Raw genomic sequence first — 20,999 nt, forward strand, 5'->3', positions numbered from 1 at the left:
GAGCACCCATGCGGATCGCCGTGTTCGGAGGCACCGGACGACTCGGTCTCCGGATCGCCGGGGAGGGCCTGCGCAGAGGACACACCGTGACGGTGGTCTCCCGGAACGGGACACCCACCGAAGGCCCGGAGGCGGCCCCGCGCCACCTGCGGGCGGACGCCACGGACATCGGCTCGGTCCGCCGGATCACCGCGGAGCACGACGTACTCGTCTCGGTCATCAAGCCGGAGCCGACCGGGGCGTCCAGCACCGTGGTCCAGGCCGCGCAGGTCTTCCTGAAGGTCCTCGGGGAGACGCCCGGGACCCGGCTGATCGCCGTGGGCGGCGCGGGAACGCTGAAGGACCGGGACGGGCGACGGCTGATCGACGACCCCGAGTTCCCCGAGCTGTTCAAGCCCTACGCCCGGGCCCATGCGGACGCCCTCGATCTGTACCGGGCCGACCGCACCGCCGACTGGGTCTGCCTGAGCCCGGCCGACGACCTGGACCCCGGCGAGCGGACCGGCACCTACCGCCTGGGCAAGGACCACCTGGTGTACGACGCCGAGGGCAACTCCCGGATCTCGATGGAGGACATGGCGGTCGCCGTCCTGGACGAGGCGGAGGACCGCAGGCACCACCGGGAACGCTTCACCGTCGGCTACTGACCCGCACGTTCTCCGTATGGAATCTGTCGAGGAATGACCATGGATCTCTTTGACCTCTCAGGAAAGGCCGCCGTCGTCACCGGCGGCACCCGGGGCATCGGCAAGATGATCGCGCGCGGCCTCCTGCAGGCCGGTGCCCGCGTTCACGTCGTATCCCGGTCCAAGGACAACTGCGCCGCGGCGGAACGGGAGTTGTCCGCCTTCGGGGACGTCCGCTCACTCGCCGAGGACGTCTCCACCGAGAGCGGTGCGCTCACCGTGGCCGCGGCCCTCGCGGACCAGGAGGCACGGGTCGACGTTCTGGTGAACAACGCGGGCGCCCACCACATGGCGCCGTTCGAAGAGCACCGCGCGGAGGAGTGGGAGCGGGTGCTGGGGCTGAACGTCGCCGCGCCCTTCCACCTGACCCGGGCCCTCATGGGGCTCCTGGAGGAGTCGGCGGACGAGGACGATCCGGCGCGCGTGATCAACGTGGGCAGCATCGCCGGCCTGCACGTCCCGCGGGGGCTGCCGACGTACGCCTACTCCACCAGCAAGGCGGCCATTCACCACCTCACCCGGGTGCTGGCCTGGGAACTCGCGCCGCGCAACATCACCGTCAACGCCATCGCACCCGGCGTGTACCCCTCCGAGATGACCAGAACGACCATGGAGGCGTACCGCACCGGCAAGCGGAAGATGGCCCCGCTGGGACGGGTGGGGCGCCCCGACGACATGGGCGGTGCGGCCGTCTATCTCGCCTCCCGCGCCGGCGCCTATGTGACCGGGACGGTGCTCCCGGTCGACGGCGGTCTCGCCACCACGGTCTGAAACATCAGCCGCATCGCCCCCTCAGGAAGGTGCTCCGTGATCATCCACACCCTTGTCTACAAGTTCGCCGACTCGGTGAGCGAGGAACAACGCGAGCGGTTCTTCACCGAGTTGAAGGACCTCGCACTCGGCACCGGGCTCGTCACCCACTTCGGGTACGGCCCGCACCACTGGCTCCCGGTGGACGACGCGGCCAAGGGCATGACCGCGAACGCCGTCGCCCAGTTCGCCCTCGCCGACTTCGACGCCCTGCGCACGTTCTCCGGCCTGCCGCACGTACACGAGTTCATCTCCCGCTGGCGCTCGGAGATCGAGTACGAGGCGGCCTACGCCAACCACGACGAACTGCTCGGCCTCACCACCACCCAAGGAGACAGGACCATGCACCACACCGAACACACCGTCACCGTCAACGCCCCGCTGAGCACCGTCTGGGACATCCTGGTCGACGTGGAGGGGTACGCGCGGATCTTCCCGCCCACCGAGGAAGTGGTGATGCTTGAGGAGTCCCCGAAGCACCAGATAGCCCGGCTCACCGTCGACGTGAACGGCGCCGTCCAGTCCTGGGTGTCCCGTCGCGACATCGACGTGGACCGTCGGGTCATCTCGTACCGCCAGCTCGAAAACGCCCCGATGATGGGGCACATGGGCGGCGACTGGCGCGCGCTCCCCATCGACGCGCACACCACTCAGCTCGTCCTCACCCACGACTTCAGGCCGAGCGAGCCCGTGGACGGCAAGGTCGCCGGCACGTACACGTACGAAGAGGCCGACGAGATGATCAAGGCGGCGGTCGAGCGCAACAGCGTGGCCGACCTGGGCGCCGTCAAGGACCAGGCGGAGCTGCTCACGGCCTCGGCGAAGGCCGCCGCGTGACCCGCGTCATCGACCTGAGCGTCGTCACCCGGGACACCCCCAGCGAGGCGACTCCCGTCACCGTCGAACTGCTGGACCACCGCACCGGCGCGACCGTCCTCGGCCTCTCCCCCGAGGACTTCCCGGACGGGATGGCCATCTCCAACGAGACGGTCACCCTGACCACGCACACCGGCACCCATATGGACGCCCCGCTGCACTACGGACCGCTCAGCGGCGGCCGGCCGGCCAAGAGCATCGACCAGGTGCCCCTGGAGTGGTGTTACGGGCCGGGCGTCCGGCTCGATGTCCGGCACGTCCCGCCGGGCGACGGCATCACGGTGCGGCACCTGCGGGACGCGCTCGCCGCCGAGCGGCACGAGCTGAGCCCCGGCGACATCGTGCTGCTGTGGACCGGCGCCGACGAACTGTGGGGCAGTGCCGACTACCTGACCAAGTATCCCGGCCTCACCGGCGAGGGCACCCGGTTCCTGGTCGAGTCCGGCGTCAAGGTCATCGGCATCGACGCCTGGGGCCTCGACCGGCCCATGCAGTCGATGATCGAGGAGTACCGGCGTACCGGCGACAGCGCGGTGCTGTGGCCCGCCCATATCTACGGGCGCACCCGGGAATACCTCCAGCTGGAGAAGATCGCGAACCTCGGCGCCCTGGCGGCGGGCACCGGCTTCCGGGTGGCCTGTTTCCCGGTGGCGGTGGGCGGTGCGGGCGCCGGCTGGACGCGGGTGGTGGCGCTCACCGATGAGGCGTGAGGATCTCGTCGGGGTGTGGCGGCTGGTCGCGTTCCATGAACTGGACGATGCCGACGGCCGCGGTGAAGGGCCGTTGGGCGAAGCCCCCCGGGGCCGGCTGGTCTACACGGAGAACGGCCATGTGTCCGTGAACATGATGCGTACGGCCGGCGAGGCCGGCGGCACCCGCTACATGGGGTACGCCGGCACCTGGCGGCTCACCGGCGGCCAGGTCGTCCACCGCATCGAGGTGACACCCCGCCCGGACTGGGTCGGCACCGAACAGTCCCGGGACGCGGTACTCGAAGGGAACCGGCTGACGCTGCGTGCCGACACCCTTCTGCAAGGTGTCCAGCACCGTCGTGTGCTGGTCTGGGAGCGGCTCGGCTGAGCCCGCTCCTCCCCTCACCAGGGCCGTGACCGTCCCCTTCGGTCACGGCCCTGTTCCATGCGCGAAACGCTCCCGTTCATGCGCGAAACGCTCCCGCCCCGTTGGAGAGAAACGTAGATCGAATCCCGATTCGTGTCGGGAATGCGCTGCGAATGGCGGTGGAGCGACGGGGGTGCCACAGGGTGCGCAAGCATCCGAATCACCGGGGCGCTGGCAATCCGCCACGCCGTTCGACTACGACACTTCGGAGTTGGCTGTGAGGAAATGGTGGGCCTTGGTGGCCATCTGCCTCGGCACGTTTCTGCTGTTGGTGGACGCGACCATCGTCAACATCGCGCTCCCCGACATCGCGCGGAGCCTTGATTCGTCGTTCACCGCCTTCCAGTGGGTGGTGAACATCTACGCGCTGCCGCTCGTGGCCTTCCTGCTGGTCGGCGGCGCACTCGCCGACCGCTACGGGCGGCGGGCGCTGTTCCTGTCCGCGCTCGTGGTCTTCGCCACCGCCTCGCTGATCTGCGGTTTCGCGGCGTCCACCGAAATGCTCATCGTGGGCCGCGCGGTGCAGGGAGTCGGCGGCGCCGTCATGTTCGCCACGAGCACGGCGCTCATCGTCACCTGCTACAAGGGCCGTGACATCGGCGTCGCCTTCGGCGTCTGGGCGGCCGTGAACGGGGCCTCGGCCGCGCTCGGCCCGATCCTGGGCGGCCTGCTCACCGAGTACGTGACCTGGCGGGCCATCTTCCTGATCAATGTGCCGGTCGCGCTGCTCGCCATCGTCCTCGCCGTGAAGTTCATCCCCGAGTCGCGCAACCCGGAAGCCCGTAAGTTCGACATCCCGGGCATGGTCACCTTCACGCTGGCCATCGCCTGTGTGACGTACGCCCTCACGCGCAGCAGTCAGGCCGGCTGGTCCGACACGGGGACGTACGGAACGCTGGCGCTCGGCGCCGTGTCCCTGATCGCCTTCATCGCGTTCGAACTGCGCAGCCACCAGCCAATGCTGGACCTGCGGCTGTTCCGCAGCGCGTCGTTCTTCGCCCTGATGGCCGGGGTCACGATCATGCAGGCCGTCGCCTTCTCGCGCCTCCCGTACACGACGGTGTGGCTGGAGTCGGCCCTGGGGCTCGGCCCGGTCGAGGCGGGCCTCGTGGGCAGTGTCCCGATGAGCGCGGCGGTGCTCGTGGTGGCCGTGTTCACCGGGAAGTTCCTCCAGAAGGTGGCCGCCCGGGTGTCCATCGGCGTGGGGCTCGCTCTCGTCGCCGCCGGGCTGTTCCTCCAGATCGGGCTCACCGCGGAATCGACCGGCAGCTCGCTGATCGCGGGTCTCGTCGTCACCGGTATGGGCGTCGGCATGATCAACCCCGTGCTCACCGCGGCCGCGGTCTCGGCGCTGCCCCCGCAGCAGGCCGGAACCGCCGGCGGCGTGGTCAACACCTTCCGGCAGCTCGGGTTCGCCGTGGGGACCGCCCTGTTCGGCACGGTCTTCGCCTCCAACACCACCAGCAGCCTCACCGGTTCGGGGCTCTTCGACAGCGCCGACGCCTCCGCCGTGCTCGAAGGCGGTTCCACCCAGGAGGTGATCGGCGCGGCGGCGGCCGATGAGCGCGCCGGGATCGAGCACGCCATCCGCGAGGCGTTCGCCAGCGGCGTCAACCACGTCCATCTCATCGGCGCCATCGCGGCGATCGCCTCCGCCGTGATCGTCCTGCTCCTTGTACGGAGTCCGCGCAAGGAGACATCCCCTGCGGCGCGTCCGGCCAAGGCCGGAGCAGCTGCCGCGGACGCGGCCCAGTAGCGCCCCGTCCCCGTCCCCGTTCCCACCAGTCGGTTCCGGCACCGCCGGTACCCGTACACCAGGAGGACCCGCATGTCCGTCACCATCACCGAGAACGCCGATCAGCTCGACTTCGCCTACGAGGGCAGGCCCCTGCTGTCGTACGTACGCACGCCTCCGGCCGGCAACTCGCCCATGATGACCGCGAACTACCCCTACATCCACCCGCTGCGGACCCTGGCCGGTCATGAGGTCACCGAGATCAAGCCGGCCACGCACCCCTACCTGCACGGTCTGTTCCTCGGTGCGCAGAACGTCGCGGAGTCGAACTTCTGGGGCCCCGCGACCTGGCTCCCCGGCCAGGGCTACGTCATGCGGGCGGACCGCGGTGACATCCGCGCGCAGAAGTACGAGTCGTACAGCCTGGCGGACCAGCACGGCATCACGGAAAAGCTCTTCTGGGAGACGGGCAACTCGACGGTCCTCCTCGAAGAGGACCGCACCATCGAGGTGGAGCGCGTCGAGCCCGCCGAATCGGCCTGGGTGCTGCGCTTCTCGTACACCCTGACGAACGTCACGGAGGAGTGGATCCACTTCGCCACCCCGGGCAGCGACGGGCGCAAGGACGACACCGGGCGGCCCGGCTGGGGCTACAGCGGCCTGTTCTGGCGTGGGCCCGCGTCGATGCAGAACGGTTCCATCACCGGCCCCGAGACCAGTGGCGAGCAGCAGCTCGACGGTGACAGCACCGCCTGGCTCGCCTTCACGGGCCGGGTGGCCGGCGGTGCCCAGAGCACCCTGATCTTCGTCGACGACCCGGAGAACCACACCTCCTGGTACGCCAACAGCTCGGAGTACCCCGGCGTGGGCTTCGGCATCGCCACCCGCCAGCGCCGCTATCTGGCGCCGGGCGCGTCCCTGACGCGCCACCACCGGATCGTGGTCGCCGACGGTGCCTGGGACCGCAGCAAGATCCGTTTCCACCTCGCCCGGGTCTGATCCCTCCGGCCGGTCACAGCCCGCCGCCAGGCGCGGCTTGAGCCGTCCGGCAGAGAGTTGACCCATCTCCCTGGGGCGTCGGCCGCTTGTGGCCGACGCCCCTCTCTGCTTCCGGAAGGAGCCCTCCGTGACGGCCGCCAAGGAATCAGCCGACACCCTCCGCGTCATCAAGGACAAGATCGACATCGCCGAGGTCACCTCGGAGTTCGGGCTCGTCATCGACACCCACGACTGGGACCGGCTGAAGACGATCCTCGCCGCGAAGGTGGTCATCGACTACTCCCTGCTGCACGGCAAGGACCCGGTACGCACGGACCCGCAGGGCGTGGTCGACATGTGGGCGCATGTGCTGGAGGCGCTGAAGTCCACCCAGCACCTGATCGCCGGGCATCTCGTCACCGTCGACGGCGACACCGCGAAGTGCGTCACCAACCTCGTCGCCGAGCACTACCTGCCGAACGAGTCCGGGAGCCCCAACTGGACGCTCGGCGGACGCTACGCATTCGGCCTGGTCCGCACGGACGGGACCTGGCTCATCAGCGAGGTGGTGCTCATTCCCACCTGGTCGACCGGCAACCGCACGATCATGCAGCTCGCCGGCTCCCGTAACTCCACGAAGTGACGCGACGGTACGTGAGAGGAAGAGCGCGACATGGGCAACAGGGAATCTGAGGGCCGGCTTCCGGTCCTCGTCGCGGGGGCCGGTCCGGTCGGGCTGATGGCCGCGTGCGAGCTGGCATCGGCCGGCGTCGCGGTCACGGTCCTGGAGGAGCGGACCGAGCCCGACCGGGTGCTCAAGGCGGGCTCCGTGGGCCCGCTCGCGATCGAGGCGCTTGAGCGGCTGGGCCTGCACGACGAGCTCGTCACGGCGGAGCAGGCCACCATGGCCGGCTACGCGCAGATGGCCGAGGAGCTGACCGCGGCGGGGCGCCCCGAGGAGGCGAGCGCCCTGGACAAGGCGCAGCGCGAGCACTTCGCCGGCCTGGAGAAGATCGACGCCTCGCGCAGGTCCGATCCGGGGCGGCGCCGGATGCGGGTGCCGCAGCCGGTTCTGGTGCAGATCCTTCTGCGCAAGGCCGGACAGCTGGGCGTGCGCGTGCTGTCGGGGCATGCCGTGGAGGGGCTGACGCAGGATGCCGAGGGCGTCACCGTGGACGTGCGCACCGGTGAGGGCGCCGTGCGCTTCGAGGCCGCGTACCTCCTCGGCTGCGACGGCAGGGACAGCGCGGTGCGCTCCGCGGCCGGCTTCGCGTTCCCCGGCACCGCGCCGACCATGCTGGGGCGGCAGGGGGTGGTGAGCCTCGCGGACCCCACCCAGATCCCGCCGGGCATCCACGCGGTCGAGGGCGGCGTGGTCGTGTGGGGCCTGGGGGTCGACCGGGTCGCGGCGCTGGAGTTCATCGAGCCGCCCGCCGGCCTGGGCCCGCTGACGCTGGACGAGCTGCACGCGGCCGTGCGGCGGGTCAGCGGCATCGATCTCGACATCATCGAGATGAAGGCGGGCGGACGCTTCACCGACGAGGCGCGGCACGTTCCGGAGTACCGGAAGGGCCGGGTCCTGCTGGCCGGCGACGCCGCGCACATCCATGCGCCGGTCGGCGGGCAGGGCCTCAACTACGGCCTCATCGACGCGGTGAACGTCGCCTGGAAGCTGGCCGCCCGTCTGCACGGCTGGGCCGGGGACGAGCTGCTGGACACCTACAGCGCCGAGCGGCACCCGCAGGCGGAGCAGCTGCTGGACAACACGCGTGCGCAGACGGCCCTGATGCGGCCGGACTCGCACAGCCGTGCGCTACGGACCCTGTTCGAGCGGCTTCTGGAACTGGACGACGCCCACCGGTTCATCGGCGACATGATGGCGGCCCTGGACACGCGGTACGAGCTCGGGGACGAGGACCCGTTGGTCGGCACGTTGTGCCCGGACGTCAAGCTGGCCGTGCCCGACGATTCGGCGGACGTCGCGGTGCGGCGGCTGGCCGAACTCCCCCACGACGGCCAGGGCGTGCTGCTGACGTTCGACGCCGGGCCGTTGCCGGTGCGGGTGGCCGACGGGTGGACGGGACGCGTGCGCGTGGTCCCCGCGGTGGCCGAGCGGGACGAGGTACGCGCGATGCTGCTGCGCCCCGACGGCTGCGTCGCCTGGGTGCTCCGGCCGGGGGCGGACCCGACCGACGACTCACTGGCCGCGGCGCTGTGCCGGTGGTTCGGGCAGCCCGCCCACTGACACCGGCGGCGGCTCGGGGCATGCCACAGGGCGGGGAAATGAGGCTCATCTCCCCGCCCTGGAGGTGTTCCGGGTGGCCGGTCAGACATTTACCGGCTCTGGAGTACGCCGCTCGGGAAGGCCGTGATTGACGAGCCCGAGCATCCTGTTGTTGAGCATCACCAGCGGCTGGATCAACAGGTCCACGCCGACGAGAAAAGCGACGGTTCCGACTCCCGCGGGACCGCCGAGAACAAATCCGGTGACCAGGAGAGAAAGTTCGATCATCCCCTTGCCGGCCCAGAACGGCCAACGCCACTGCGTGGTGGCCTCGATCGCGACCAGGTCAATTGCGCGAATCCCGAATCCGCTCATGATGATCAGCGCCGATCCATAGGCGCAGAAGAGGGTGGCGGCGATCAGGATCAGTATCGATGGAGCGTGAATATGGCTCATCCAGTCGATCTTCCGCTCCACATCGATCACGCTTCCGCAGAGGAAGAACGTGAGGAGCGGGGAGAGCGGTGGTCGGCGGCGGCCCCACAGGGCGACGACGGCCAGGCACACCACGGCGACCGAGGTCTGCACGACCCCGACCGTCAGCGGGAGATGCTTCAGCACGCCGAGCGCGAAGGTGTCCAGTGGATCGGTGCCCATGTCCGAGTGGATGAAGAGATAGGCACCGGCCGAGAAAAACAGGCAGCCGGACCCGTATTTGGCGGCCTTCGCCGAACTTCCCGCGGGCATGACGGACTTCCCCACGATTCCTCCAGTTGTGCGCCTGAATGACTGACCTCGCATTCAGATTCTGAACCGGACGGGATCGCCTTCGTTGCGCCCGGACGCACTCTTTCCGGAACTCGACACTTGAGGGAAGCGAGAGGCGGGTAAGACCTCGGAAAGGGCGTCCTGTTGATGGAATCTGCCACACGCCGCGGCTATGCTGATCACCGTGTCTCACATCACTTTGGATCCTCTGGAACTCCAGATACTCAGCGCCCTCCAGATCGACGGCCGAGTGCCGTTCAGCCGGCTGGCGAAGATTCTCGGAGTGTCCGACCAGACCGTCTCGCGCCGCTACCGCAAACTCCAGGCCGAAGTGACCATGCAGGTGGTCGCCCGGCTGAACCCGCGGCTGCTGGGGCAGTCCGAGTGGTTCGTACGGCTGGAGAGCACGCCCGACGCCGCGGACCGGGTGGCGGCCGCGCTCGCCCGGCGCCAGGACACCTCGTGGGTCAGCCTGATGTCGGGCGGTACCGAGGTGGTCTGCCTGGTCCGGTCGCAGGTCGCGGACGCCGAACAGCAGACCCTGTTGAAGAAGCTGGCGAGCACACCGCGGGTCGGCTCGGTCACCGCGCACAACATCCTGCACCGCTTCGCGGGAGGGCCGGTCCACTGGCCGGGCATGTCAAGCGAGCTGGCGCCCGAACAGGTGCGTCAGCTGTCCCAGGAGCTGCCCGCGCCGGTCGATGTCCAACGGCTGTCGCTCAGCGACGGAGACATGACGCTGATCGCGGTGCTGAGCGACGACGGCCGCATGTCCATCCAGCAACTGGCCGCCGTCACGGGCTGGGCGGAGAACACCGTACGGCGCCGGCTCGAATTCCTCCGCGGCTCCGGCGTCCTCTTCTTCGACCTGGACATCGACTACCGCCTGCTGGGTTTCGACGTCCCGGCACTGCTGTGGCTGTCGGTACGCCCCCAGCATCTGGTCCAGGTCGCCGAGGACGTGGCACGTCATACGGAGGTGTCGTTCGCCGCGGCGACGACCGGGCGGACGAACCTTCTGGGCTCGGTCATCTGCCGGGACAGCGACCATCTCTTCCGCTATCTCACCGAACGCATCGGCCCGATGAGCGGCATCCGCCAGATCGAGACGGCCCCGATCACCCGCATCGTCAAACGCGCCATCACCATCACACCCCCCGCTTGAAGAGGAGGGCCTTGCATTTCATGTCCGGAAGTACTGCGGAAATCCCGATCAATCCGGAGGAGAATGCCTATTTCTCGGCCTTTTTCGAGGCCGACCAGTCCGACAGCGCCCTGGAGCAGCGGTCGAGCTGAGCGAGGAAACTGCCGGCCTCCGCCTCGCCCAGGCGGCTCGCCAGGAGGTCCTCGATCTCTCCGATGACATCGTCGGCACGTCGTACCAATGCGTGCCCCGACCGTGTCAGCCGGGCTTCAAGGATGTGCTGGTGGATCGGGTGGGGCTGACGCGCGACGAGACCTCGCCCCTCCAGGGTCGACAGCACGGATGACATCGTCTGCGGGGTCACCATGCTGCGCCGTGCCAGCGCCGCGCCGGACAGTCCGGGCTCCTGTTGCAGGGCACGCAGCACGGTGTACTGGGGGACATTGATTTTAAGAGGCCGCAAGGCAGCGTGCTTGGTGGACGTGACCTCCTGTTCAACCCGCTTGATGTGATCCCCGATTCGACTTTCCATAGCTGATGACACCATGCCTTGGAGGGTACCTGCACACCTCTTAGGAGTGTACGGCTCCTGCGACCCATTCCGGAACGAAGAGATATCGTGCTCGGCGCCCGGGCTTCCATGGCGGCCCGCCCCGCGCACGCCTCCGGCTCCGCGAACGCGCCGCAGGCCGGCGGCCCGGCGGGCAGCCGTACGCGGCCCGCCCGCCGGGCACCCGGCCTCCATTCAGCACCGGCTGCGCCGCCGCAGAGAGGCGTCGGCGAGGGCCGGTGGAATGTAATCCGCGTCGGACGGATTCAGATCCATGCCCGGAGGGACGATCTCGTCGATGCGGTCCAGAATCGCCTCGTCCAGTTCGATCGAGTCGGCCGCAAGCAGGTCCGTAAGCTGTTCCCGGGTTCGCGGGCCGATGATGGCGCTGTTCACGGCAGGGTGATTGAGCACGAATGCCAGCGCCAGCCGGGTGATCGGGATACCGGACTCCGCAGCCAGCTTGAGCAGCTCTTCGATCACCTGGAACTTGCGAACGTTTCCGGGCAGATTCAGATCGAACTTATGAGGAATGAGGTTGCTTCGGAAGTCGTTGAGTTCCAGTGGAGCGTCGCCTCGGTACCTGCCCGTGAGCCACCCGCTGGCCAGTGGGCTCCAGGTGAGCACCCCCACCCCATAGCGCTGGGAAGTGGGCAATACGGCACGCTCGACGCCCCGCATGAAAATCGAGTACGGCGGCTGTTCGGTATGGAAAGGCGTGTGGCCACGGCGATCTGCCACCCAACGGGACTCGACTATCTGTTCCGCCGGGAAGTCCGAACTTCCGATCGCCATGACCTTGCCCTCGCGCACCAGATCGGAGAGGACCGAGAGCGTCTCGTCGAGATCGGTGTCGGGATCGGGCCGATGGATCTGATACAGGTCGATGCGATCGGTATTCAGGCGCCGCAGGCTCTCCTCCACGGCGCGACGGATCCACATGCGGGAGTTTCCACGCATGTTGAGGCCGTCGCCCATGGGGAAGTGGACCTTGGTCGCCAGGACGACCTCGTCCCGCCGCCCGCTGAGCGCCTTTCCCACGATGCGTTCGGACTCGCCATTCGAGTACATGTCGGCGGTGTCGATGAGATTGACCCCGGCATCCAGGGCCTCATGGATCAGACGTTCCGCTTCCGAGTGACTGCGCTGCCCCCACGCCCCCAGCATCATCGTGCCGAGGGCGATGCGGCTCACCTTGATTCCGGTACGCCCGAGAGTGGTTGTGCGCACGGCTCCTCCGTTCTTCGGTCTTTTCTTCATGAACAGCGGTGGCCCGGGCAGGCGCGCGGCGGAGTACCGCGCGCCTGCCCGGACTCACAGTTCCTCGCCCGTACCTTGAGGTGGTTCCGCGTACCGCCCTTCGGATTCCGCCGGACCGAAGTCGCTGCCCATGAGCCGGTGGCCCAGGGAGTTCTCCATGGCCTGCCGCAGGCCGTCTCGTCTCAGACGCTCCATGTGCCGGAGGACAAGTGTGCGGACCTCCGGGATGGCCAGCGCGGAATCAAGGGCTGTGGTGAGGGACGGGGCCATGGCTCAGCCGACCGTGACCGTGGCGTGTTGCGTACGGGCCCGGGCGAACGCGGTCGGCGCCCACTGCGTCAGGATCGCTCCCACGGTCATCCCACCGCCGAAGCCGGCCATCAGGACGGTCTCGCCCTCCGCGAACTCCCCGCCGCGATGGGCGACATCCAGGGTGATCGGCACCGAGGCCGACCCGGTGTTGCCGTACTTCTCAAGAGCGAGGTGCATCGTCGCCCGGGAGAACCCCAGCTCGGGCCACACCTCGCCCAGCATCACTCCGTTGGCCTGATGGGGGACGAAATGCCGTACTTGGTCGCAGTCCGCTCCGGCCCGCTCAAGGAGCTCGTGCAGGGCGCCGGGGAGGTTGTCCTGTACGAAGGAGCGCACCCCGCGGCCGTCCATGCGGAAGAAATGCGCGCCTTCCCCGAGGGTGCGGTTACTCGCCGGCATGCGGCTGCCACCCGCGGGAACGCTGATCAGGCGGTACTGATCACCGCGGGTCAGCAGGCTGGTCTCCTGGATTCCCCGGCCCTGGGGCACCGTGCCGAGCAGAACGGCACCCGCGCCGTCCCCGAAGAGAATGGCGGTCTTCCGGTCCGAGTAGTCGAGTATGCGTGAGTAGATGTCCGCGCCGATGACCAGCGCGTAACGTCCCTCACCCGCCCCCCGCAGCAGCCGTTCGGCCACGGCGGTCGCGTATACGAAGCCACTGCATACCGCGTTGATGTCGAAAGCCGCCGCGTTCACCGCACCGAGCAGATGCTGCACGATGCTTGCCGTGGCGGGCTGTGGATGGTCGGGCGTCGAAGTCGCGAGGACGATGTAGGCCACGTCCTCCGGGGCGACGTCGGCCTGCTCCAGTGCCGCCCGGGCGGCTCTCGCCGCGAGATCCGAGGTGGCGTCACGGTCGTCGGCTCGTCGCCTCTCCCTGATTCCGGTCTTGCGCACGATCCATTCGTCGGTCACCCCCGCCACCCGTGCGACCTCTTCGTTGCTGACCACCGTGTCCGGCACATACGAACCGGTGGCCACTATTCCCACTTGAGGCACGACTACTCCCCTCGGTCAGGGGCGGGGAGCCCGATGCCCCCGCCCGTACTGCCGGGCCGGCGTTCACTGCGCAGGCCCCCGTACGTCATCGCCTTGCCATGCCGGTGAGCAGTCGGCCCCATCCGGCGCTCCGGGCATGGGCCAGGAGTTCGGGGTGGTCACCGACGACGACCGGCCGGCCGACCTCCTGGAGCATCGCGAGGTCGCTGATGTGATCGCCGTAGGCCGCGCTGCGGGCGAGGTCGAATCCGCCCAGCAGGCCGCTGAGCCGTACGGCTCGCCCCTTCGCCGGACCGATCATCGGCGCGAGCACCTCGCCGGTGAGTTCACCGCGGCGGATCACCGGGCGGGTGGACAGCACCCGGTCGGCCCCGATGTCCGAGGCGATCGGGTCGAGGCAGGCGAAGAACGACCCGGAAACCAGCGCGACTTCGTGACCGAGCTTGCGATGCCCGGTGAGGGCGTCCTCGACCTCGGGTACGTACAGCCCGTCGGGCGACTCGTTCCACTCCGCGAAGAACCAGGCGCGTCCGGCATCCGACAGACGTCGGGCGCTTTCGCCTCGCAGCAGCCGGTAGTAGCCGCGGTTGATCTCGCTGCGGGACGCCCCCTGCCGCGCGGACTTCCGCAGGCCGGCGACGAGGCGTTCATACGTGGCGGTGGGCTCACCGCGCTGTTCCAGGTAGAACTCCAGAAACCGGAACATGCTCTTGACGCGGATCAGAGTCTCGTCCACGTCCGAGAACACACCGATGCGCGGCGTCGTCGGAGGCATCGAGCGCGCTCCCTCGAAGGTTGTGGAGGTCATGCCGGCACCCGGGCGAGAACGAGGTCGAACGAGCACAGCGACTCGCCCTTCTGGGTCGCCTCGACATGCACGGGGAGCGGCGCGTCCACGCCCCCGAGCGGGTCCAGGACACCGCCCAGCGTGTAGTCGGTGACCTCTTCGGACCCGGTCGGCGCGGCCTGCGGCACGGTCGCGCTCAGTACGGTGTCGTCCTCCAGCTCACCGAACCGGCTGAAGCGCACGTCCAGTTCGGTGATCAGCGTCTTCGAAGGAGCGAGCCCCCGGATGTCGAGCGCGGCGAACAGCGCGAGCTGCCGGGCGCCTTCGGCTATGACCATGCCGGGCAGGTGATCCTGCGGGTGGTCGAAAAGACTGGCGTGATGGGCCGGTATGCGCAGGAGGGCCTGAGCGCTGTCGCCGACCACGACCGCGTCCAGCAGGACCACGTTGTCCGGGTTGGCCCGGCCGACGAGGTGCGGAGTGAGGGGCGCCCCGGGGGTGGCCGCGGGATAGCTGGCGGATGAAGGCAGAGCCATGCCGTCACGGTTGTTGAGGCGCAGCGTGAGGTAGCCGTTCGGGTTCTTGAAGCGGAGCCCGATGGCGGCGGCTCCGATCAGCGAACTTCCGGCGTACAGCTCGATCTCGTAGTCGAGTCCTGTGACCCGCCTCTCCCGTTCCTTGCGGCTCGCGATCCGTATTCGCATGGACAGGAGGAACGGTGAGGTGCCGACGTAGGTCAGATGGGGCTGGTCCAGCCGCAGCCGCAGGTGCGTGAGGATGAACTTGTTGTCGGCGGGGACCGCGAAGAAGCGGTGGGCGCCCGCGAGCGCGGCCTGTCGGCATGCTTCCAGGATCAACAGCGGATCGTGGCAGTTGGGCCGCAGCAGATGGTCCCCGTAGTAGGCATGCGATCGGGGAAGTTGGGCCCCTGCGGCATAACTGGTGCCGTCGATGGCTTTCAGGTCCGTCAGGAACACCTCGCCCAGGGCGTCCCGATGGACAAGCAGCCGGTCGACGGTTCGGGTGTAGTCCAGTGCCGGGAGCACTGGGGATACGACTTCAGGTGCTGTGGTCATGGGTGGCCTGGCTTTCTGTTTTGTGGTGGTGGGTTCCCTGCTCTGAGAATGCGGAGGTGAACGCTTCGGTCACGGCGTGCGAGAGGTGGAGGGACGACACGGCGGATCGCCCCTCCACGGCACCGTCACCGCCCGTGCGTCGGGCCGGACGGAGAACTCAGGCCGGATAGACGTCGCCGGGCAGCTTGCGGTCGGACCCCTCGCGGCCGATGTGCCAGTAGGGGTAGGGGGCGGTGGTCTCGCTCACCTTGTCGAGCCGGGCGAGCTCGTCCTCGGTCAGGGTCCACTCCATGGCCTGAAGGTTGTCGGCGAGCTGGTGCGGCTTGGTGGCGCCGACCACGGCGGAGGTGATGCCCGGCTTGGCGAGAACCCAGTTCAGTGCCACCTGCGCGACGGTCGCTTCGTGGTCGGCGGCGATCTTCGCCATCTCGTCGACGATGTCGTACGCCTGGTCCTCATCGGTCAGCGGCGTGGTCTCGGACGGTGTGCGCTGGGCGAGGCGGCTGCCCTCGGGGCGGCCTTCGCCGCGCGGGTACTTGCCCGTCAGGAAGCCTCCGGCCAGCGGCGACCAGGCCGTGATGCCGACGTTCTGGTCGACGGCCAGGGGGATGATCTCCCGCTCCAGGTCGCGGGCGCCGATGTTGTAGTACCCCTGGTAGCAGATGAAGCGGTTGAGGTTGCGGCGCTCGGACACCGAGAGGGCCTTCATCAGCTGCCAGCCCGCGAAGTTGGACACTCCGATGTACCGGATCTTGCCGGACCGGATCAGGTCGTCCAGGGCGCGCAGCGTCTCGTCCAGCGAGGTGCGCGGGTCGAATCCGTGGATGTGGTACAGGTCGATGTAGTCGGTGTTCAGCCGTCGCAGGCTGTTCTCGACCGCCGCGTACAGGTGGTGGCGGGTGGCGCCGAGGTCGTTGGGGTCGTCGGTGATGCGCCACCGCCCCTTGGTCCCGATGATCACGCGGTCGCGGACCTTGCCGAGGGTCCGGCCGAAGAACTCCTCGCCCTTGCCGTTCTTGTACACGTCGGCGGTGTCGAAGAAGTTGATGCCAGCGTCGAGCGCCTGGTCCATCATCCGGGCCACGTTGGCGTCCTCGACGGTGCCGAACTCGGACCAGTTGCGGTCGGAGGCGCCCAGGAAGGTCGCCCCGCCGCCGAAGGTCATGGCGCCGAAGCACAGTTCGGAGACGGACAGGCCGGTGTCTCCCAGGTAGCGGTATCGCATCTTCGCCTGCTTTCGGTTGGTGTGCGCATTCGTTGTCCGTGGCTGGGGAGGGCGGGGCGCGAACAACGCTGTTCGCGCCCCGCCCGGTGGCCCGCAGAGGAACGAGGGGGCGGGCCTTGCGAGACGGGGATCCCATGGGGCGAAGGGAGTGCCCGGGACGGGGGATACCAGGCACTCCCGGCTCTGGGTGCGTACATCGTCAGCCGGTGGTCCAGGAGCCCGGGGCGTGCTCCTGAACGGATCCCCTTTCTCGCGGCTTTGGCTCGCCGAATCCCGGCGACCGGATGTACGATCTCATAGGACCGTAAGACATCTGATGGCATTCGTCAATGAGAGGCAGGACCGCCCCATGCCGAGTTCTTCAGCACCGCGACCGCAGGCCGCGGCTCCCGACACACACGAGGTTCTGATCGTGGGCGCCGGGCCGAGCGGCATGGTGGCCGCCTGCGAGTTGCTGCGCCGCGGTGTGCGTGTGCGCATCATCGACCTGGCGCCGGCTCCGTCCCCCTTCCCGAAGGCCCTGCTGGTGTGGCCCCGCAGCATCGACCTCTTCGAAGACCTCGGCGTCCTCGGGGAGCTGCGTGAAGCGGGAACCCAGATCAACGCCTTCAGCTACTTCTCCGAACGCCGGCTCCTGGCCAGCTTCGACTTCCCGCAGCACCTCAGTCCCGTATGCCTTCCTCAGAACGAGACCGAGCGGATACTCCGCGAGCGGATGGAGGGCCTCGGCACCAAGGTGGAGCGAGGGGTGCGGCTGCTCACACTGGAGGGGCTGGACTTCTCCGGGCGTATAGAGGGGGCCGGGGATGTCACCGCGGTGCTCGAACACGAGGACGGACGTATCGAGCGCACCCGCTCCCGCTTCGTGATAGGCGCCGACGGTGCGGGAAGCGCGGTCCGGGGTCTGCTCGGAGGCGGCTTCGCCGGCAATACGTACGAGAGTTCCTTCGCCCTGGTCGACACTCACATCAAGGGTTTCCTGCCGCCGGACCAGGCCCTCTACTACCAGTCTCCCGCCGGGGCACTGGTGGTGGTGGCGCTGCCCAACGGAGTGTTCAGGTTCTTCTGCAGCCTGCCGGCCGGTGAGCGGGTCACCGTGGAGCGCATGCAGCAGATCGTGGACGAACGCGGCCCGAGCGGGGTCACCTTGACGGACCCCGTCTGGGTCTCGGACTTCCGCATCCATGCCCGTCACGCCGACGAGTTCCAGCTCGGTCGCGTGTTCATCGTCGGTGACGCGGCACATGTGCACAGCCCTGCCGGCGGCCAGGGGCTCAACACCGGGATCCAGGACGCCCACAACCTCGCGTGGAAGATCGCGGCCGTCCTGCAAGGCAAGGCTCCCTCCGATGTGCTGCGCACCTATGGGCCCGAGCGCGCCGCGGTGGCCCGGCGCGTGGTGCGGGACACCGATATCCAGACGCGGGGCTGGCTGGTCAAGCGCCCGACGGCGGTGGTGGCCCGGGACGCCGCCTTCCGGGTCGCCGAACGCACCGGGCTGTTCCGGCTCTACGCGCCGGTCATGGCGGGGCGCCGGCTCGCCTACCCGGCCGCGCGGGAGACGCAGCTGCCGACCGGGCGGACCTCGTGCCACCTCCGTTCGCGACTGCCCGGCGGCCTGACCGTCGGCGGGGTCTTTCCCCGTTCCCTGGCCGTTCCCGGCGGTTTCATGGGGACCGGCGACCGCCCTGCCGGCTGGACTCTGGTGGTGACCTGCCGGGGAGAGGCGGCGGCCTGGCGTGAGCAGGCGCGAGCGCTCATCTCCGCCTGGCCTCAGGTGCGGGCCGTCGATCTGTCGGCCAGGTCCGCGCGTACGGAGACGGGATGCCGCCATCAGGGCTATTACCTCGTACGCCCTGACGGGCACATCGCGGCGCACGGGCACGCGGCCGACCTGGACCGCCTGCGCGTGGAACTGACCCAGTGGCTGGGGCCGGTGGACATGAGCGCCACTGCCTGAGCACACGTGAAGGGGGGTGCGGCTTCACAGCCGCACCCCCCTTCACGTGTGCTCAGGCAGTGGTCTTCGTGTTGTCGTGGGGCGATCCGAACGACAGCTCGCCCGTGGTCATCAGGTCGAGGAGCTGCGCGAGGCCACGGTCTTCCGGAGTTGCCGTACGGAAGACGAAATGCCGCAGCCCGGCCTGCTCCGGGCCACCGAAGAACCGGAAGAAGCCGATGTCCTCCGGGTGGGCGGCGAAGCTCTCGTAGAGATAGACGGCGCCGCCGTCCGCCATGATGCCCCTCTCCGCTGCCGCGAAGACGCCTTCGGCCGCCTCGTAGACGATGTCGAAGGAGCCCGCGACGGCGGCGGTGTCCGTCATGGCTCGCGCCGCTCCCAGCCCGACGGCCTGCTCGGCTTGCTCGTGGTCGGTGACCACGGCAGTGACCTCGGCGTTCAGCGCGGACAGAAGCTCTACGAGGAGCCGGCCGATCCCCACCCCGGCGCCCGTGACCAGCACCCGCCGGTCGCGGATGACTCCCGCGTTGCGGACCAGGCGCAGAGCCGTGAGCACGGCGACGCGCAAGGCCGCCGCCTGCTCGAAGCTCACGTAGTCGGGCAGCACCGTGGCGTACTCCGTGGGCAGCGCCATGCACGAGGCCCACTGCGTTCCGGTCGCGACACCGACGACACGGTCACCCGGCTGAGGGCTGAAACCCTCGGGCGCGGCCCGCATGACCACTCCCGCCACATCCCAGCCGGCGATCCACCCCTCCGGCAGCGGCTCGGCCTTGATCATCTCGTCGGGTTCAGGAGCCACCGCACGCACCGCGACGAGTATCTCGTCCTCGGCCTGCGCCGTGATCGCATCCTTCATGGTGCTGCTGAGCTGGTCGGACATGGTTTTTCCTCTCGTGCGTACGGTGTCTTTCACTGATGACGCGTCCGGCACTTCAGAACTCCCCGATGGCCAGGGGGAACGCGCCGACTGATTCGTCCACTGAGACGACCTCGAAGGACTCCGGATGCTCGGCGACACAGTCGGCGAGCACGAGATGGTGTCCGAGAACCTGGAACCTGACCCAGGCCAGGCTGTGCTGGTCGTCGACGGCATCCGGGACCAGACGGGCCCGCAGCTGGATGCACTGCTCCGGAGTGACGGTCACCTGAGCCTCCGCGACCTCCTCGCATGCCGTCGCCAGAGCGACCAGCTCCCGGGCGTCGATGGTGCGTCCGTGGAAGCGGAAGCAGGGCGGGGTGGGACCGAGCACCCGGAGGGCGGGGCCGCCGCGATCACAGGAGCAGCGCCCGACCTCGGCGCGTTCCCGGGTCTCGTACCGGATCAGCGGAGGGGTCCGCGCGGAGCTGAGCGTGGTGAGCAGCACCCGGCCGTCGACCACCTCGACCAGTTGGTGCGGCAACGGATGGTAGACGCCCGCCAGGCACTGCGGACCGTGCTGGCCGATCACCCATGATGTCGGCGTGCCGTACAGGCGCCAGACGTCGGTGTAGGGGAAGTGCTCGGCCAGAAGGGCCTCGGGCGTGCTGTCGTGGGTCGCCCCTCCCAGAAGCAGCGTGCGCAGCCAGGGGATCGGCCTCCCCGCCGCAACGCCGCTGAGCAGGCGCGCCAAGGTCTGAGGCGGCACCGCCAGTGCGGTCACCCCTTGTCTGGCGAGAAAGGTCAGCCACTCGTCGGCATCACCCTCCGGCAGATCACCAATGGGGAGCACGGTGGCCCCCGCCAGTCCGGCGAAGCGGTTGAAGAAGTAGTGGTCCGGGCGAAGCCGGCCGGACGGATGGAGGTTGGCCACGACGTCCTGAGGGCCGAGCGGATTCCAGGCGGAATGGATCTCGGAGGCGAACATTCCCTCCGGTAAGAGGCTCAGGCCGGGCGTCTCCAGTGTCCCGCCGTGCGCCCAGAGCAGGCCCGGATCCCCACGAAGGGCGATCGCGTCCTGGGTCGCCGTCGCCAACTCCTCCTGGGTCAGCACGGGCAGGTCCTGCAACGCGTATGCCCCACGCGAGGTGAAGCGCTCGTACTTCGCCGCCAACGAGGGCAGCCGGCCGGCACGTCGCACCAGGTCTTCCAGTGGAGACGCCGGAGAGCGCGCTCCTTGCGACCCCATGGCGCCGGCGCGCTCCCGGGATATGGGAGTGCTGCTCAACAGGGGCATTGGGCGGGCTGTGCGCGAAACCATCGGGGCTCACCCTCCTCGCTCGAACAGCCGAACCGCAACGAGGTGCCACGACTCGAGCATATGTTGACTCTAGCGCACCTTACGACCGCAGTCGGTAGTTAGTCTAGAGTATTAGTTTTCACCGCGAGACAACTTCCCTCGCGCACGCCACTTCACCTCGCGTGCACACCGTTTCCCTCGCATGCGCACCGTGACGCGCGATTGCGCCATGTGGCTGATTTAGAGTCAATCATTGCATTGGAAACTAATACTAGCTCGCAGTCTAGTTTTGAACTACGCTCCCCTTGCTGGCGCTGCCGGGGCGGCACCG

General features: G+C 68.7%; 21 protein-coding genes. 11 read left to right on the forward strand and 10 right to left on the reverse strand.

Translation table 11 applies throughout. The features are described 5' to 3' along the window. The first annotated feature begins 8 nt into the window (after positions 1 to 8). The 9 genes from OG338_RS11575 (at position 9) to OG338_RS11615 (ending at position 8,449) form a co-directional block, all read left to right on the forward strand. Positions 9 to 647 (forward strand): NAD(P)-dependent oxidoreductase, encoded by a 639-nt coding sequence (locus OG338_RS11575; RefSeq protein WP_405937243.1) that lies wholly within the window; start codon positions 9 to 11, stop codon positions 645 to 647. 39 nt (positions 648 to 686) lie between these two features. Further along, positions 687 to 1,457, forward strand: coding sequence for an SDR family oxidoreductase (locus OG338_RS11580; RefSeq protein ID WP_405937244.1), 771 nt, complete (start codon positions 687 to 689; stop codon positions 1,455 to 1,457). Positions 1,458 to 1,493: 36 nt separating this feature from the next. Continuing rightward, positions 1,494 to 2,333 (forward strand): aromatase/cyclase, encoded by an 840-nt coding sequence (locus OG338_RS11585; RefSeq protein WP_405937245.1) that lies wholly within the window; start codon positions 1,494 to 1,496, stop codon positions 2,331 to 2,333. Next, positions 2,330 to 3,082: a cyclase family protein gene (locus tag OG338_RS11590; protein WP_405937246.1), complete on the forward strand. Its 753-nt coding sequence runs from the start codon at positions 2,330 to 2,332 to the stop codon at positions 3,080 to 3,082. The genes OG338_RS11585 and OG338_RS11590 overlap by 4 nt, the downstream gene beginning before the upstream one ends. Further along, complete coding sequence (locus tag OG338_RS11595) at positions 3,072 to 3,452, forward strand: lipocalin-like domain-containing protein (protein WP_405937247.1); 381 nt, start codon at positions 3,072 to 3,074, stop codon at positions 3,450 to 3,452. The genes OG338_RS11590 and OG338_RS11595 overlap by 11 nt, the downstream gene beginning before the upstream one ends. Before the next feature lie 277 nt (positions 3,453 to 3,729). Next, entirely contained in the window at positions 3,730 to 5,247 is a 1,518-nt protein-coding gene (locus OG338_RS11600; protein ID WP_405940391.1) for an MFS transporter, read from the forward strand. Between the two features lie 72 nt (positions 5,248 to 5,319). Next, entirely contained in the window at positions 5,320 to 6,225 is a 906-nt protein-coding gene (locus tag OG338_RS11605) for a PmoA family protein (RefSeq protein ID WP_405937248.1), read from the forward strand. 127 nt (positions 6,226 to 6,352) lie between these two features. Next, the gene (locus tag OG338_RS11610) at positions 6,353 to 6,847 is read left to right on the forward strand and encodes a nuclear transport factor 2 family protein (protein ID WP_405937249.1); all 495 of its coding nucleotides are present in this window, start codon (positions 6,353 to 6,355) and stop codon (positions 6,845 to 6,847) included. 30 nt (positions 6,848 to 6,877) lie between these two features. Beyond that, complete coding sequence (locus OG338_RS11615) at positions 6,878 to 8,449, forward strand: FAD-dependent monooxygenase (RefSeq protein ID WP_405937250.1); 1,572 nt, start codon at positions 6,878 to 6,880, stop codon at positions 8,447 to 8,449. An 81-nt stretch (positions 8,450 to 8,530) separates the two neighbouring features. Here the strand turns inward: OG338_RS11615 and OG338_RS11620 are convergent, their stop codons facing one another. Next, positions 8,531 to 9,190 (reverse strand): YitT family protein, encoded by a 660-nt coding sequence (locus OG338_RS11620; protein ID WP_405937251.1) that lies wholly within the window; start codon positions 9,188 to 9,190, stop codon positions 8,531 to 8,533. Positions 9,191 to 9,380: 190 nt separating this feature from the next. On the opposite strand from OG338_RS11620, the gene OG338_RS11625 reads away from it, so the two are divergent. Continuing rightward, on the forward strand, positions 9,381 to 10,361 hold the full coding sequence (locus OG338_RS11625) for an Lrp/AsnC family transcriptional regulator (protein WP_405937252.1): 981 nt from the start codon (positions 9,381 to 9,383) through the stop codon (positions 10,359 to 10,361). Between the two features lie 67 nt (positions 10,362 to 10,428). On the opposite strand, the gene OG338_RS11630 is transcribed toward OG338_RS11625, so the two are convergent. The 7 genes from OG338_RS11630 to OG338_RS11660 all read right to left on the reverse strand — a co-directional run bounded on the left by OG338_RS11630 (position 10,429) and on the right by OG338_RS11660 (position 16,549). After that, positions 10,429 to 10,887, reverse strand: a complete 459-nt coding sequence (locus OG338_RS11630) for a MarR family winged helix-turn-helix transcriptional regulator (protein ID WP_405937253.1) — start codon at positions 10,885 to 10,887, stop codon at positions 10,429 to 10,431. Positions 10,888 to 11,085: 198 nt separating this feature from the next. After that, positions 11,086 to 12,120 carry an aldo/keto reductase gene (locus OG338_RS11635; RefSeq protein ID WP_405937254.1) on the reverse strand — a complete coding sequence of 345 codons (1,035 nt, stop codon included), beginning with the start codon at positions 12,118 to 12,120 and terminating at the stop codon, positions 11,086 to 11,088. Between the two features lie 84 nt (positions 12,121 to 12,204). Next, positions 12,205 to 12,345: a hypothetical protein gene (locus OG338_RS11640; RefSeq protein ID WP_405937255.1), complete on the reverse strand. Its 141-nt coding sequence runs from the start codon at positions 12,343 to 12,345 to the stop codon at positions 12,205 to 12,207. Positions 12,346 to 12,423: 78 nt separating this feature from the next. Continuing rightward, positions 12,424 to 13,461 carry a 3-oxoacyl-ACP synthase III family protein gene (locus OG338_RS11645; protein WP_405937256.1) on the reverse strand — a complete coding sequence of 346 codons (1,038 nt, stop codon included), beginning with the start codon at positions 13,459 to 13,461 and terminating at the stop codon, positions 12,424 to 12,426. Positions 13,462 to 13,546: 85 nt separating this feature from the next. Continuing rightward, entirely contained in the window at positions 13,547 to 14,269 is a 723-nt protein-coding gene (locus OG338_RS11650; protein WP_405937257.1) for an HAD family hydrolase, read from the reverse strand. Next, complete coding sequence (locus OG338_RS11655) at positions 14,266 to 15,324, reverse strand: ScbA/BarX family gamma-butyrolactone biosynthesis protein (RefSeq protein ID WP_405937258.1); 1,059 nt, start codon at positions 15,322 to 15,324, stop codon at positions 14,266 to 14,268. Before OG338_RS11655 ends, OG338_RS11650 begins: the two co-directional genes overlap by 4 nt. Positions 15,325 to 15,481: 157 nt before the next feature. Further along, complete coding sequence (locus OG338_RS11660; RefSeq protein ID WP_405937259.1) at positions 15,482 to 16,549, reverse strand: aldo/keto reductase; 1,068 nt, start codon at positions 16,547 to 16,549, stop codon at positions 15,482 to 15,484. 412 nt (positions 16,550 to 16,961) lie between these two features. On the opposite strand from OG338_RS11660, the gene OG338_RS11665 reads away from it, so the two are divergent. Next, entirely contained in the window at positions 16,962 to 18,509 is a 1,548-nt protein-coding gene (locus OG338_RS11665; RefSeq protein WP_405937260.1) for an FAD-dependent monooxygenase, read from the forward strand. A 52-nt stretch (positions 18,510 to 18,561) separates the two neighbouring features. Here the strand turns inward: OG338_RS11665 and OG338_RS11670 are convergent, their stop codons facing one another. Together OG338_RS11670 and OG338_RS11675 are read right to left on the reverse strand one after the other, a co-directional pair. Then, positions 18,562 to 19,392 carry an alcohol dehydrogenase gene (locus OG338_RS11670; protein WP_405937261.1) on the reverse strand — a complete coding sequence of 277 codons (831 nt, stop codon included), beginning with the start codon at positions 19,390 to 19,392 and terminating at the stop codon, positions 18,562 to 18,564. Between the two features lie 52 nt (positions 19,393 to 19,444). Continuing rightward, positions 19,445 to 20,569 (reverse strand): hypothetical protein, encoded by a 1,125-nt coding sequence (locus tag OG338_RS11675; RefSeq protein ID WP_405937262.1) that lies wholly within the window; start codon positions 20,567 to 20,569, stop codon positions 19,445 to 19,447. Positions 20,570 to 20,999: the final 430 nt, after the last annotated feature.

Origin of the sequence: Streptomyces sp. NBC_00726 (genome assembly GCF_045161735.1) — a bacterium.
GTDB lineage: Bacteria > Actinomycetota > Actinomycetes > Streptomycetales > Streptomycetaceae > Streptomyces.